This is a genomic window from Shewanella ulleungensis, from assembly GCF_014648315.1.
Taxonomy (GTDB): domain Bacteria; phylum Pseudomonadota; class Gammaproteobacteria; order Enterobacterales; family Shewanellaceae; genus Shewanella; species Shewanella ulleungensis.
The window spans coordinates 592487-607258 of the sequence record NZ_BMQW01000001.1 but is presented as its reverse complement, the minus strand read 5'-3'; the positions used below and the strand labels follow the sequence as shown (position 1 = coordinate 607258).

10 protein-coding genes are annotated in these 14772 nt (G+C 41.1%); 3 read left to right on the top strand and 7 right to left on the bottom strand.

Going from position 1 to position 14772, the window contains the following annotated elements; genetic code table 11:
- Window positions 1-448 precede the first annotated feature (448 nt).
- The 4 genes from IEY40_RS02540 to IEY40_RS02525 all read right to left on the bottom strand — a co-directional run bounded on the left by IEY40_RS02540 (window position 449) and on the right by IEY40_RS02525 (window position 5818).
- The gene (locus tag IEY40_RS02540) at window positions 449-1123 is read right to left on the bottom strand and encodes a glutathione S-transferase (protein WP_188953009.1); all 675 of its coding nucleotides are present in this window, start codon (window positions 1121-1123) and stop codon (window positions 449-451) included.
- A gap of 98 nt (window positions 1124-1221) precedes the next feature.
- Entirely contained in the window at window positions 1222-1575 is a 354-nt protein-coding gene (locus tag IEY40_RS02535) for a YkgJ family cysteine cluster protein (protein WP_188953007.1), read from the bottom strand.
- A 143-nt stretch (window positions 1576-1718) separates the two neighbouring features.
- Window positions 1719-3959, bottom strand: a complete 2241-nt coding sequence (locus IEY40_RS02530) for a peptidase U32 family protein (RefSeq protein WP_188953005.1) — start codon at window positions 3957-3959, stop codon at window positions 1719-1721.
- A 257-nt stretch (window positions 3960-4216) separates the two neighbouring features.
- Window positions 4217-5818 (bottom strand): ABC-F family ATPase, encoded by a 1602-nt coding sequence (locus IEY40_RS02525; RefSeq protein WP_188953003.1) that lies wholly within the window; start codon window positions 5816-5818, stop codon window positions 4217-4219.
- A gap of 569 nt (window positions 5819-6387) precedes the next feature.
- On the opposite strand from IEY40_RS02525, the gene IEY40_RS02520 reads away from it, so the two are divergent.
- Together IEY40_RS02520 and IEY40_RS02515 are read left to right on the top strand one after the other, a co-directional pair.
- Entirely contained in the window at window positions 6388-9138 is a 2751-nt protein-coding gene (locus IEY40_RS02520) for an EAL domain-containing protein (protein WP_229776985.1), read from the top strand.
- A gap of 98 nt (window positions 9139-9236) precedes the next feature.
- Complete coding sequence (locus IEY40_RS02515) at window positions 9237-9773, top strand: VF530 family protein (protein ID WP_188953001.1); 537 nt, start codon at window positions 9237-9239, stop codon at window positions 9771-9773.
- A gap of 79 nt (window positions 9774-9852) precedes the next feature.
- Here the strand turns inward: IEY40_RS02515 and eat are convergent, their stop codons facing one another.
- From eat to IEY40_RS02500, 3 genes are read right to left on the bottom strand one after another with little or no spacing between them, the layout of a single operon-like run.
- The gene (gene eat, locus IEY40_RS02510; protein ID WP_188952999.1) at window positions 9853-11253 is read right to left on the bottom strand and encodes an ethanolamine permease; all 1401 of its coding nucleotides are present in this window, start codon (window positions 11251-11253) and stop codon (window positions 9853-9855) included.
- A 21-nt stretch (window positions 11254-11274) separates the two neighbouring features.
- Window positions 11275-12162, bottom strand: coding sequence for an ethanolamine ammonia-lyase subunit EutC (gene eutC / locus IEY40_RS02505; RefSeq protein WP_188952997.1), 888 nt, complete (start codon window positions 12160-12162; stop codon window positions 11275-11277).
- Window positions 12162-13565: an ethanolamine ammonia-lyase subunit EutB gene (locus IEY40_RS02500; RefSeq protein WP_188952995.1), complete on the bottom strand. Its 1404-nt coding sequence runs from the start codon at window positions 13563-13565 to the stop codon at window positions 12162-12164. The genes eutC and IEY40_RS02500 overlap by 1 nt, the downstream gene beginning before the upstream one ends.
- A gap of 211 nt (window positions 13566-13776) precedes the next feature.
- Between IEY40_RS02500 and IEY40_RS02495 the strand changes: the two genes are divergently transcribed.
- Window positions 13777-14727 (top strand): helix-turn-helix domain-containing protein, encoded by a 951-nt coding sequence (locus IEY40_RS02495; RefSeq protein WP_188952993.1) that lies wholly within the window; start codon window positions 13777-13779, stop codon window positions 14725-14727.
- Window positions 14728-14772: the final 45 nt, after the last annotated feature.

The following is a 14772-nucleotide window of genomic DNA, read 5'->3' as shown; positions in this document are numbered from 1 at the left end:
CAATTGGTTGATATCTTATTTATCCCAGTGTTCATGGGCTTTAGGAGCTGGTATAACTCTAATTGAGTAAGTATTTGCTTGTGCAACAAAAACAGAATCTTGTATCTGTACTAATGATTTATGGGGATTTAAAATCGATTACAGTAATTTAACATACCACCACAATTGGTAATGCTTGTTTTAATTTCTGGTAAGGCCAATTTTGGTTTTGCCGTTATATGGGCAGTCTATCGTGCGATCAAGTCATGGAATAAGCTGGTATTTGTTTTAAATGTGACAGGTAAGTGACAGTAAAGCGTTTTTGTACATCTTTTATTACGCTTAACGATAAAATAATCGCCGTTAAGTGATGATTTATTGTGTTACCAATCTAAATTGAGCCGATTTAGTTGAAAATTGCGCTATTAGCATATGGATTTACTTATAGAGGCGTCAACATTTGTGCCGGTTAATGAGTGCTGCCAAACAGATGATCTTGTTTCAACTCGATCCACAATGGATATTTTGCCATTACCTTAGTAAACATTTTGCTTTGAAGGTAATGGTTAAGCCATTGACGTAGTTTAGGATAGGGGGCTTGTAAGTACCATTGACGCTCTACCCGAGCAAACTGTCGAATAAACGGCACTAAGGCTAAGTCGAGCAGGCTAGGTTTGTTTGACATTAAAAATTGATGTTGGCTTAAGCGTGACTCGAGTTCAGTAAGATATTGTTCACAAGCTTGTCTGTCTTGAGTTAGCGTAGGCTCATGATATCGCTTTGAACAGCGGTATTGTTCAAGAAGCCCTTTAAACTCAGTATCAAACTGGGTAATGAGTGCCAGCATTTCTGATAATGCAGTGGTTGATTGATTATGTAGATAATCATTGGGGTCGGTTTGCGAAAAAGCCCACTGCATTATCGCCAGGCTCTCATCAATAACCTGACATTGCTCAGAAACTGTATTGGCTTTGATGACTAATACTGGCACGGTGGCTTTGGGTGATGCGGCAAGTAGCTCTGCGGGTTTGTTGCTCAATACTAAGTCGCGTATGTGTACTTGTTGACCCGATGCATAAATCGCTAACCTTGCCCGCATTGCATAGGGGCAGTTTCGTAATGAATAGAGCACAGGTAAAGTCATGGTGTATTCTCTTATTGCTTTGGCTCTAACGTAATATAGCGTCTGTCATGAAAGATAGGTTTGATATTGATAAAAGCCTGTGCAAACTTTTGTTAATGCTACACCAGCACTTGGCGAGTGTTGGCAATATAATGATGTATCTGTTGCTCTGTTTTGGTGTCGATCATTTTTTCAGGCGCGCGATCTTCTGGACATGGCATCCGTGGGGTAGTGCCAAACAATCGACAAATGAGCGGTCGTTGTTCATAAACTTCGCAGCCATTTGGGCCTAAATGAACACAGTTCCATTGAGCTAATGCAGCGTCGTGCTCAGCATCAGTTTTAACGGGTAACCTTGCCATTTCAGCAGATGATGTAGTGACAGGCCCACAACAATCGTGACATCCGGGTTTACATTCAAAAGATGGAATGCGCTCACGAAGTAGATCGACTATTTCTATGTCATTTCTCATATGATTATTTCTTTCTATTTGTTTACAGTTTTTTTTAGATTGAATCTTAAATTGACTAAAACGATTACAACATTGTTATTGACTCAGCGCATTCTTGCTATCAGTTATGACTGAGCCAATAAGTTTGGTTAATACGAGCAATATTATAAACCTTGTTGGTACTGCGCGTTAGTTGACACTGTCACCAGTTGATTAAGTTCTATTTTAGCTTCTGAAACACCTTTCAGTACGTTTTCAAAATGGGTAACCAGTTGCACTTTGTCGATTTCTGCTTTTGAACCTGAACCAATGTTAGTCAAGTCGATAAAGAACTCGTCAAACAAGTGAGATAAGTCTTCAACGGCTTCGATGTTTAAAAACTGCTCATGGTTATAAATGCTCGGGTAGCCCCCTTTTTGTTTGTCGACTGCAAAGGAAATGCCTTTGACGTTTGTAATCGTGGTGGCTTTTTCACATTTGAGCATACAGCCGTCTTCAATACTTGGCTTATTACAGCCAACCGTTTGTTGAAAAAAGCATTGGCGGCTGGTCATCATTAAAATGGGGTGATAGATACTGTAAAGCAGTTTAAAGTTTGCCGGTCTGGCGATATGTCTAATTTGGTTACGGTTAATTTCGTTAGAAATAAACGCGCCAGCACAATTTAATTGCTCTTGCAGTGTCATCAGGGCATATGAGTTGGTGGTGTTTAAGAACGGCCCCGCAATCCATTCGATACCCATTTCAAATGCTTTAAATGCCACACCAGTATTATTACTGACGATACGTGCAGGTTTAACGACCTCTAATAGTCGTACAGATTCTAGATAGTCTTTACCGATCAATACGGCTGGAAACCACGGAATTAGTCGTGGATTTCGTAAAAAGATGTCGATGTATTTATTGTCGTTTTTCTTAAAGCTTTCTGGCAACTTAAAATAGACATCGGCATCGGTTACATCGCATAAGTTAACGTCTTTCTCGTCACTGATCAGTAAAGATAACGTAGGTGTCTCGGTCACTTTGGGGTGTTTAACTAACTTTGGCAGTGTGACTGCGCCTATGTATTCACGCTGGGTGAGTCGTAATAGCAATTGGTTTTTTAGCTGGGTGAGTTGGCTAAAGGGCAGGGTTAAATTGGCGTCTAGGTTATCAAAATTGAAGGGCTGTAGCAGGTAACCCGTGCCTTTTAAGCTTTTAAAGCGTTTTTCAATGGCGGCTTGATCAATTTGTGATTCAGTTGCAGTTGTTAACCTTGTATCTGATTCTATTACAAAATGTTGTGCTGGCGTGGTGACAGTAATCGATAGCGTCTGGCCTGCTTTGCCCGCAAATGCGAGAGTTAATGGCGGCTTTGTGATGCTTAAGTGGTTAATTTTTTCTGCTACTAATTCAACAATGGCATCTTTAGCGGTAGATAATGTGTGTTGAGCTTCTTGGATTTGTACCACAGATATCGCATTGCTGATGTCGTTAGCATGTTTAAAGCTGTTATCGCGCGGGTTGTCGATAAACATGTCTTTGGTGAGATTACCTTTTAAAAATGAGTTGGTAAAATCACGGTTAAACACTTTATATAAATTTGAATCGTCGGCTAACAACTTGCCAGTGTCGACAAACTGATCAATCTGTTTACGCCAGCTGTCTACCACTGTGTGGACGTATTGCGCGCCTTTAATACGGCCTTCAATTTTTAATGAATCTACGCCAGCATCGACCAACTCGGGTAAATCGAAATAGGCTGAGTTGTCTTTTAAATTTAGCGGAAACTTATTACCCGCTGCGGTGATTTCATATTCGTCACGACAGGCCTGGCTACAGCGCCCACGGTTACCTGAGTTACCAACACTCACTGAGCTTGAATAACACTGACCAGAGAAGGCAATGCACAATGCACCGTGGACAAACACTTCTGTTAATACATCGTGGTCGTGGGCCAGAGTGGTTAAACTTTTAATTTCACCCAGGTTTAACTCGCGCGATAAATTGACTCTGGTTGCGCCAATTTTGGCTAAGAAACCAATTTGGCCTTCATTGTGGGTTGTTAATTGAGTCGATGCGTGAATGGCTAAGGTTGGAAAATGTTTGCTAACTAAGTTAAATAAGCCTAAATCTTGTACTATGATGCCGTCGATGCCGGTATTAACCAATTGATTAAGTAGCTTAACCAACGTAGGCACTTCGTTTTCCAGAATTACGATATTCATGGTTAAGAAGACTTCACATTGGTATTGGTGAGCCAGGGCGATTACACCAATCAAGTCATCGAACGACAAGTTAGACGCTCGGTTGCGGGCGTTGAAGGTATCTAAGCCACAATACACGGCATTAGCGCCAGCTATTATTGCTGCTTTGATTGCATCGACGTCTCCACCGGGTGCCAGTAATTCGATTTTTCTCTTCATGATAGTTTCGCTACTTTTAGTTAATTTATTGTTTTACTTTAGTATTTGGCGATTTACACATTTAATAAAGTGTTTAAGCTTGTCCATTAGCATTTACGATTGTAACAGCCATAAAGACATCGCACAGTGTCTTAACTACACTGTAAGTGAAATATAAAATGGCTTAAATAGAAAAGGCTTCCATTTATGTTGTATCACCACATAAACGGAAGCCTTTAAAGTGTGCGGGTAAGTGTTATCACTTGCACACATCATTATTACATTTTTGCTGCTGACTCTGCTTGGCTTGCAAGATATTCATCGAAAGTACCTTGGAAGTTTATAAGCTTTTTGTCTTTTACATCAATGATTCGCGTTGCAAGTGATGATACAAACTCACGGTCGTGACTAACAAATATTAAAGTGCCTTCAAATAATTTCAAAGCTTGGTTTAATGCTTCAATCGCTTCCATATCCATGTGGTTAGTGGGTTCATCCATTACCAACACGTTAATGTCCATCATCATTAACTTACCGAATAACAAGCGGTTTTTCTCACCACCTGAACAGTTACGCACTTTTTTGTTGGCGTCATCTTCAGTAAAAAGTAAACGCCCAAGCATGCCACGCACCATTAAATCGTTATGCTTTGGAGTACGCCACAACGACATCCAATCAAATAATGTCATGTCATTGTCAAAGTCGGCGCTGCTGTCTTGCGGGCAATAACCAATGGCGGCATTTTCTGACCATTTAATACGGCCGTGATTATGTTGAAGTTCGTTTACTAAACAACGTAATAGGGTAGTTTTACCCACGCCGTTTTCACCGATAATCGCCAATTTAGAACCCGCCTCTAAGATGAGGTCGCCGTGTTCAAATAACACTTCTTCAAAGCCATGGCCTAACTCTTCAAGCACGAGCGCCTGACGGTGTAATTTTTTCGATTCAGTAAAACGAATTGATGGGGTAATACGGCTAGATGATTTAACGTCATCAAGCTTAATTTTATCCATTTTTTTGGCACGTGAACTGGCTTGTTTGGCTTTAGAGGCGTTAGCACCAAAGCGGTTAACGAAGTCTTGTAGTTCGTCAATTTCTGCACTTTTCTTGGCGTTACCTGCTAATAACTGCTCACGAATAAGGCTTGATTGCTCAAGGAAGTACTCGTAGTTACCTGGGTAAATACGTAATTCGCCGTAGTCAATGTCAGCCATGTGAGTACACACAGAGTTCAAGAAGTGTCTGTCGTGCGAAATGATGATCATGGTGCACTTACGCTTGTTAAGCTCTTCTGCTAACCAACTAATGGTATGAATATCCAAGTTGTTTGTGGGTTCGTCGAGTAACAAAATGTCAGGGTTGGCGAATAAGGCTTGTGCTAATAACACACGCAATTTCCAACCTGGTGCAACTTGCTGCATTAAACCGAAGTGAAATGACTCTTCTATACCAGCCTCTAATAGAATTTCACCAGCACGACTTTCTGCTGTGTAACCGTCCATTTCAGCAAACTGGCTTTCAAGATCGCCAACACGCATACCGTCTTCATCGGTCATTTCAGCTTTATTGTAAATGAAATCACGCTCTTGCTTTACCTTCCACAGCTGTACATCACCCATGATTACGGCATCAACTACGCTGTATTTTTCAAAGGCGAACTGGTCTTGACTCAATGTACCGACTTTTAAGCCTGGAGTGATAGATACGTTGCCAGAGGTTGGGGCTAAGGCTCCACTGAGGATTTTCATGAATGTGGATTTACCACAGCCATTTGCGCCAATTAAGCCGTAACGATTGCCATGGCCAAATTGCGCCGAAATGTTTTCAAACAACGGCTCTGGGCCAAACTGCATAGTAATATTAGCGGTAGAAATCAAAACAAGTTTCCATTGAGTGGTACAGCATTGTTATCGACAAGCGGCTAGGGCGTAGCGTTGTGAAAATAAGACTGATAGGACGTAATATATAAGGTCGCGGATTATACAGGGAAGTGTTCAATTGTCGATTTATTATCTGCCTATTACTTATATTGATTACGCTAATACTCTATTGATGGTGCAAAATACTTTGTGATTTATTAAATTTGCTCGCATTTAAATGTGGTTTAACTGCATAAAAAGCATAATATAATTGAATTTTGTAACTTTTGGTGAGTATTTATTCTTATTGTCATGTGTGATTTCTGTGAATGTGGGCTAAAACAGTCTTAAGTGTGGTATTTTTCGACAGTATTAACCTCATTTTTGTGTACTAGTTCACAACATTCAATTTAAAATAAGTGCTCGCTAATTTAAAGCTCATATTTCACCGTTAAGTGTCTATAATCATTCAACAATAAAAACCATGCTTAAAGTAATGTTTTGTTTGATGTCTTGTTTGAATTTTTACAACGTGCCATTTTTAATAAACGAACGCATTTGTGTACGTACGGTTCTGGAATGATTGAATGATAAAGATAACCTCAAATGCTGTTGTAAATATTGGTTTGTGTTTGCTTTACCTATTCTGTTTTGTGGGTCAGGCTTCTGCAATTGATAACACTTCTGCCGACACAGATGTTCCAAATGCTATGGTTCATGTGTTAACTCCTCAAGAATTAACATGGTTAGCGCAACATCAACCCATTAAAGTGGGGGTAGACGGTTATTTTCCTCCCTATAGCTTTATCGATGAACATGGACATGTTGTCGGCATGGCAGTTGATACGCTCAATTTGATAGGTAAAAAACTCGATATTACATTCGTAATCGACGATGAATACCACTGGCAGAATATCCTCAATAATCTCGACAACAAACAAATTGATGTTGTGCTGACGATGGTTCATACCCCTGATAGAGCTGAGCGTCTGCTTTTTACAACGCCTATTATTTGTAAATCATTAGTTATTATCACTAAAAAAAGCAAATTCTCTATTCATAATCGAAGTGATATTGCTGGTAAAACAGTCGCGTTGGTACAAGGCTATCATTATGCTGAAAAAATCATTGCCGAATTTCCCACTGTTACACCTTATTATGTTGCTAGCATGCGTGAAGCCCTTGAAGTCGTTCAAGCTGGTCAAGCCGATGCGGCGATTAGCTTTTTGGCTGCGGCAAATTATTTTCAATTTAAGTATTCATTTTCAGACTTAAAGGTTGCGGCTTTTTATGAGAAAAATAATGCTAATGAGTCTATTGCAGTAAGGGCTGATTTACCCGTATTAGCAAGCATTATGCAAAAAGGTCTCGATTCTGTGACCTTAATAGAAAGAAAGGCAATCAATGAAGCGTGGGGGGCTAACATTACTCTGCCAAAAGATTACAAAGAGTTTATTGAGTTAGCGGTTATTGCCAGTGTGCTGATTTTATTGCTTATTATTTGGATTGTTCAAACTAGACGGAATAATAGAGCGTTGCGACTGGCGAATAAGCAAACTGCAGAGGCTAATACGGAGTTAAGTAGCATAAAAGATAATCTTCAAGAACTTGTTTTAGAAAGAACCTTACAACTGAGTAACAGTGAAAACCGTTATCGGGGCATTGTTGAGTCTTTACAGGATGAATATATTTTTTATCAGCATGATACTAAAGGTTATATCAATTATGTTAGCCCTTCGGTTACTCATATTTTAGGCCATACGGTGACGGGGTTTGGTGCCTTTTACGATAAGTTTTTATCTAATAGTCCTAAGAACGTGCTTATTGCTGATTATGTACAACGTATTATGAATGGTGAGCATTTAGCGCCATTTGAAATGGATATTATTGATACAAAAGGTAACATGCACATTTTTGAAGTGCTTGAACGGCCAATGTACGACGATGAGGGCAATTGTATCGGCTGTGAAGGTGTCGCACATGATATTACCGCCAAAAAAGAGCAACAAGATAAACTGCATCAGTTATCGCATTATGATGAATTAACAGGACTGGTTAACCGTTATTTTTTCAAAATATTGCTCGACGATGAAATTGAAATTTGTCATTTAAACCAGCAACCTTTAGCTCTGTTATTCCTAGATTTAACTCGCTTTAAGGTCATTAACGACAGTTTTGGTCATTCTGCAGGTGACTATATTTTAACACAATCGGCTTTGCGGATTGTTAATCATCTCGCTGATTCTTACACCGTATCGCGCTTTGCTGGTGATAAGTTTTGCATCTCATTACCAAACAAGTCAGCGGCAGAAGCAAATATTATTGCTGTTGAACTAGTTGAGGCGTTTCAACCCCATTTTGAGTTTTTAGAGCAAACCATCATTTTAGGCTGTCGTGTTGGGATTAGCTTGTTTCCAAACGATGGTCTTAATGCCGATGCGTTAATAAGCCATGCTGACTCGGCTTTGTACGAAGCGAAAAAAGTTCCTGCATGTGTTGCTTTTTGTAATAAAGAAATGGCTTCTTATAATAAAAAACGGCTTATGTTAGAGCAAGAACTGCGTAAGGCGCTGTCGCTAACCGTAGATGATAAACCGCAATTATTCATGGTTTACCAAGCTTTAATTGATTTACCTGATTTTCAATTAGCTGGTTTTGAGTCTCTAGTTCGTTGGGAACATCCAGAGATAGGCGTTATTTCTCCCGCCGAATTTATTCCCATTGCAGAAGACACAGGTTTGATTTTTGAACTTAGTCATTGGGTCCTTAACACTGTGTGTAAACAACTGGTTATATGGGATCAACAAGGCTATGACTTTAAAAGAGTATCGATAAACTTCTCTGCTTTAGATTTAATGAACATTAAATTTGCTGAAGAATTATTGGAGTTAGTCGAACTGCTTGGTGCAAAACCAAGTTGGCTTAAATTAGAAATTACCGAAACAGCTTTAATGGCTATCCCAGAGCAATCAATAGCCATTTTAACACAACTTAAAAATGCAGATATTCAGGTTGCTATTGATGATTTTGGTACTGGATACTCATCGTTGGCTTACCTTAAATCATTGCCAGCAACGACATTAAAGATTGATCAATCCTTTATTCGTAATTTGATTGATTCAAGTGAAGATCAGGCTGTGGTGAAAGCAGTGATCAGCATGGCACATTCATTAGGTAAGCAGGTCACCGCAGAAGGTGTTGAACAACAAGAACAACTTGATTATCTGGTTGCACATGGTTGTGATGTTGCCCAAGGTTATTTTTTCTCAAGACCTATTAGTGCCCACGAAGTCTGCCGGCGTTATTTTGATCAAGTGAACGATTCCAAGACAGATTAGTTCGTTTGCATCGTTGTTTAATTAGCGGCGTAGCGTGATTTGTTGGTACAATATCTTTATGTGCCAAATAGGCAGACAAGACAGAATTGGAAATACCCATGGTAGAAGAACAACAAAACAATCCGTTACATGGACTTAAGCTTGAGACATTAATTACTGAGCTGGTTGAATGTTACGATTGGAAAATTTTATACGCGGCATTAAAACTTGAATGTTTCAACTTGAATCCATCTATTGAAGGTTGCCTTAAGTTTTTAAAAAAAACCGAATGGGCCAGAGAGAAAGTGGAACATTTTTACCTTTATCGCTATAAGCGTATGCCTAAAGCCGTGGGTGAGCAGTTTGACCTTAAACCGCGTGAACGTGGTTTTGCAGCAGGTATTATGCCGCGTAAGCCAATGGAGTTAACCTTTGAGTCCATCGCAAGAATGCACGAGCTAGCAGCAGAAAACTTTGAAGCTAACCGTAATGCAGGCAGACCAAGAGGTTCAGGTAAACCACAAGGTAATAGAAAGAATTCTGGTTATGATAACCGTGCAGGCCAATCATCGAATTCATACCGCCGTGATGGCGATAGTTCATCTAAACCAAGCCGAGCTGTATCATCCGACCCAAGTAATCCTTGGGGTAAGTAAGTCTTGAGATGATAACGCCTAGCGATCTCATCAGTTAATAATAAGCCCTGAATTAACAGGGCTTATTTATGCCATAAATTTAGTTTGCAATCGAAAGATCAGATTCTGCAGCTGCGAGCATAGCAAATTCTTCTTCAGCATTTTTAGCGACCAGACGTTTTGAACTGTAGCCAAAGTAATATGCCGCACCAATCACAAACAAGCCCACAGTGAACAAGAATGCACGCGGATCAAATGCATAAACGCCGGTCAGTGCAATTAATGACAATACCAAGGCAATGCCAGAGGTGACAACGCCGCCAGGTGTTTTATAAGGGCGAGCTAACTCAGGTTGTTTAATGCGCAGTAAAATATGACTTAAAGCCATTAATGCATAAGACACGGTGGCGCCAACAACGGCCATCGCTAACATTAAATCACCTTCACCGCTAAGTGATGCAATAAAGCCAAATATTGCAGGGACAATTAGCGCACGAGCAGGGACTTTACGCGAGGTGGTAATCGATAACGCGCGAGGTAAATAACCAGCACGAGATAACGCAAATACTAGGCGACTATAGCCATAAATAATCGAGAAAAATGAGGCGACTAAGCCTGCTAAACCGAGAATGTTGACTATGGTGGCTAAGCTCTCATTGCCGGTCACTTTTAAGGCATCAACTAAAGGTACTGCACTTGCACCCATTGCTGCAGCACCGCCTACGCCAGGTACTAATACCACAACCATCAAAGCGGTAAATAATAAGAATATCATTGCACCAATAATGCCTTTAGGCACATCTTTGGCTGGGTTTTTAGCTTCTTCTGCAGCTAAAGGCACACCTTCAACCGCCAAAAATAACCACATGGCAAAGGGTAATGCTGCCCACACACCGTACCAGCCTAATGGTAAAAACTCACTGGCACCCGCAGCATCGGTAACGGCAACATCGTATAAATTATTGGCATCAAAGTTAGCCACGAGTACCACCGCCGTGGCGATAATGGCCAGTACCGCTAAACCACTGATCACCATCATCACTTTTAGAGCCTCGCCAACACCCGCTAAGTGGATGCCAACAAACACTAAATAAAACATCGCATAAACCCAAGGGCCATTAAAGCCAAGCAGTTCTTGTACCGCAGAACCAATAAAAATAACAATGGCAGCAGGTGCTAGGGCGTATTCAATTAATACTGCTAACCCCGTCAAATAGCCACCAGCAGGTCCCATGGCTTGACGTGCAAAGCTGTATCCGCCACCCGCAGCGGGGATTGCCGCTGACATTTCTGCCAATGAAAGGACTAACGTTAAATACATCACTGCCATTAAGATAGCGGCAATGGCAAAGCCACCCCAACCAGCTTCGGCGATACCGAAATTCCAACCTGCGAAATCGCCTGAAATGACATATGACACGCCTAAGCCAGCTAGTAAAATCCAGCCTGCGGTGCCGCCCTTTAATTGCCGTTTGGCAAGATACTCTTGGTTATCTGACATGATCTTTCTCCAGGTGTATTATTATTCTGCAGTTAAAAAGTTAGTTGTTTGTTGTTGATTTTCGATCACATCATCTTGAGTGCGATCTTTAAGGTTTACTCCTGTAAGTTGGCGTTTTCTGGCTTCATTTATTAAGTATTCAGCCTTTTTGGCGGCTTCATTGAAGCTGAGGCCCGCCGGACGAATATTAGAAATACAATTACGATAAGCGTCTGTTAACCCAGTTTTAGGGGCCCAGGTCATATATAAGCCAAGGCTATCTGGCGAACTTAAGCCGGGGCGCTCGCCAATAAGCACTATGACTATTTGGGCGTTAAATATTTCTCCAATATCGTCACCAATGGCTACACGGCCTTGTTCAACGATTGTAATAGGGGCGAGGGTAAGTGTTTTTTGTTGTTGGTTGAGCCGAGTTAACAATGCATGAATAAACGGTTTTGCATGACTTTGAACGGCTAAAGACGATAAGCCATCTACGACGACAATGGCCAAATCAAATTGTGGCGTTGCAGCTTGGCCCTGATTGAGGTGTTTTACTAATAAGAGACGACTCGCATCAGCTAGTTTCCGGCCCAAATCTGGGCGTTGTAAATAGGTCACCCGATCATGTGCCTGACTGACGACAACAAATGCCGGTGTAGCGTTTGCTAGTAACGGGATCGCATTAAGCTGCTGGGTTAAGGCACTAATATCTAATGGTAAGTTAACGGCATCACGAGCTTCGGCGTGCGACAATTGAAACGCCAGTAATTCTGATGTTGGCAAGCTGATTCCAGCACGACCAAGCCCAATTCGTGCATCGGTAAATTGGCGTAAATCGCGCCATGGATTATCAATTACTGCCCCGTTTGTTAACTTGTCTGAGTTTATAGTGGTTTTGAGCGTTTGAGGTGATGAAGTTGATTTCATTAGCAGCCCCCTTGTAACGCACGTAATGGTTTGACAAACGCGCTGGGTAAAGCGGTTGATAAAATGGTGTTGGACGTATCTTGCATTATGTTCATGCGAGTTAACCATTGCTCAAACTCAGGCGATGGGCGTGAGCCTAATACGCGGCGAACATAGAGGGCATCGTGAAAAGAGGTCGTTTGATAATTGAGCATAATGTCGTCTGAACCTGGAATCCCCATCACAAACGAACATCCCGCGACGCCGAGTAACGTGAGCAGGTTATCCATGTCATTTTGGTCTGCTTCAGCGTGGTTGGTGTAGCACACATCGCAACCCATGGGCACTCCGAGCAATTTACCGCAAAAGTGATCTTCTAATCCTGCGCGCGTGATTTCTTTACCATCAAACAGGTATTCAGGGCCGATAAATCCCACCACGGTATTAACTAGTAATGGATTAAACTTACGTGCAACAGCATAAGCTCGCGCTTCACAGGTTTGTTGATCTAAGCCATGGTGAGCATTGGCTGACAATGAACTGCCTTGACCAGTTTCAAAATACATGACGTTTTGGCCAACAGAACCACGATTAAGGCTCAGTGCAGCTTGTTGAGCTTCGGCTAAGGTATTTAAATTAAATCCAAAACTGCTATTGGTGGCTTCTGTACCGCCGATTGATTGAAACACTAAATCAACCGGTGCGCCGGCTTCAATACATTCAATGGTGTTGGTTACATGTGTGAGAACACAGCTTTGAGTCGGGATTTGATATTTTTGGATAACATCATCCATTAATTTCATTAATTTAATAGCTTGCGCTACGTTATCGGTAGCCGGATTAATACCGATAACGGCATCGCCATTGCCATAGAGCAAACCGTCTAACATTGAGGCTGCAATACCGTTTACATCATCCGTAGGGTGATTAGGTTGTAAGCGGGTAGAGAGGTGACCCGGTAAGCCGATAGTATTTCGAAATGCGCTTGTTACATGACACTTCTTGGCAACCAATATCAAATCTTGATTGCGCATAATCTTGCACACAGCTGCTGCCATCTCTGGGGTAATCCCCATTTTCACCGTGGCCAGAATCTCTGGCGTTACATAATCGCTTAATAACCAATTACGAAAATCGCCAACAGTTAGGTGGCTAATATGACTAAAAGCATTACTGTCATGGTCATCAAGGATCAATCTGGTAACTTCATCTTGTTCGTAAGGAATTATGGCTTCATTCAAAAAGGTTTTTAATGGTAAATCTGCCAAGGTCATCTGGGCTACAGCTCGCTCTTTAGCTGAGTGTGCAATCACGCCCGCTAAACGATCGCCAGAGCGCTGCGGCGTGGCTTTCGCCATAAGTTCAGCCAAGTTGGCAAATTGATAAGTTTGACTACCTAATGTGTAGCGATAAGCGTGACCCATTCTTAACCTCAATGCTTTATGTTTTGGTATAGCTTTTGCTCGGATGATGATTGATCCAATTACTTTGATGTTTAGTGCAGCTTAAAGCGTACCAACTGACTATCAAATTTTGGCAAAAGTCATTTTGATGTTTATTTTCAATTAGATACTGTTAGGTTTTTGTCAAATCTTGTTAAGCGTTAACCGTAAAGTGTAAGTTGAGGAGGTCCAAATGCAGCACGACACCGAGCATGACGCACCACAAAAGTGCATAGTGCAAACGACTGATGTTGATGAGCAGGCTCATAATTTAACGTCATGGCAGCAAATTTATGATCAAACCAGTAATGGTCAGTTTTATGGATGTATAGAAGGGATTAATTATCCAGACTCACATTTATTTAAAGAATTTACTCTGCGAGCGCTCAGACAGCAGTGCAATATTGCTCCAGATTCGATATGGCTTGGTATTCCTGCATTATCTTCAGACAGTAAAATAAATGGCCTACAAGTCGAGTCTCATCAATTTATGTGCCGTGGTAGTGATTGTGATTTTGAGTTAATCACTCCAGAAGAGTTTACTATTTATGGTGTAGTGATTAACCGTGACATGCTTTTTTCGATGGCAGAAATCCAAGGGATTAAACTCAAACACAGTATGACGCAAGATAATGCACGTCAAGTGGTAATCCCAGCGGTGTTAAATCAAGCAAGATTAACCATTGAACAGCTTATTAGTCACAATGGGTTAGGCCTTTGCACTCAATTACAACAAGATATTCTCAGCACCCTGGTACTAACATTGTTAGTTGATAACCAGGCCAACCAACATATTGCGCCAAGTTATCATCATAGGTTCGACGTTGTAGAAAAAGTAAAAGACTACATTCATCAACATCCACATCAGGCGATAACCATCACCCAGTTGTGTGAGCATACTCATGTGAGTCGGCGCACCTTACAATACAGTTTCGAGTCAATTTTAGGCATTAATCCATTGCGCTTTTTACGCTTAACCCGCCTCAATAACGTCAGGCGAGAACTTAAAAAACCATTGCAAGATAAGCCCATTGCAGTGATTGCAGCTAATTGGGGGTTTTGGCATCATGGACAGTTCACTAAAGACTACACACAATTATTTGCTGAGAATCCATCGCAAACTCGAAATCGTTTTCAGTATTGAACGTAAAGTATCTTATCTTCGTATTACACTTACGTTATTGTTTTA

Bases quoted from the DNA above. Each gene is read 5' to 3' on its own strand.
- IEY40_RS02540 (WP_188953009.1), bottom strand. From the start codon at position 1,123: ATGACTTTACCTGTGCTCTATTCATTACGAAACTGCCCCTATGCAATG.
- IEY40_RS02535 (WP_188953007.1), bottom strand. From the start codon at position 1,575: ATGAGAAATGACATAGAAATAGTCGATCTACTTCGTGAGCGCATTCCA.
- IEY40_RS02530 (WP_188953005.1), bottom strand. From the start codon at position 3,959: ATGAAGAGAAAAATCGAATTACTGGCACCCGGTGGAGACGTCGATGCA.
- IEY40_RS02520 (WP_229776985.1), top strand. From the start codon at position 6,388: ATGATAAAGATAACCTCAAATGCTGTTGTAAATATTGGTTTGTGTTTG.
- IEY40_RS02515 (WP_188953001.1), top strand. From the start codon at position 9,237: ATGGTAGAAGAACAACAAAACAATCCGTTACATGGACTTAAGCTTGAG.
- eat (WP_188952999.1), bottom strand. From the start codon at position 11,253: ATGTCAGATAACCAAGAGTATCTTGCCAAACGGCAATTAAAGGGCGGC.
- eutC (WP_188952997.1), bottom strand. From the start codon at position 12,162: ATGAAATCAACTTCATCACCTCAAACGCTCAAAACCACTATAAACTCA.
- IEY40_RS02500 (WP_188952995.1), bottom strand. From the start codon at position 13,565: ATGGGTCACGCTTATCGCTACACATTAGGTAGTCAAACTTATCAATTT.
- IEY40_RS02495 (WP_188952993.1), top strand. From the start codon at position 13,777: ATGCAGCACGACACCGAGCATGACGCACCACAAAAGTGCATAGTGCAA.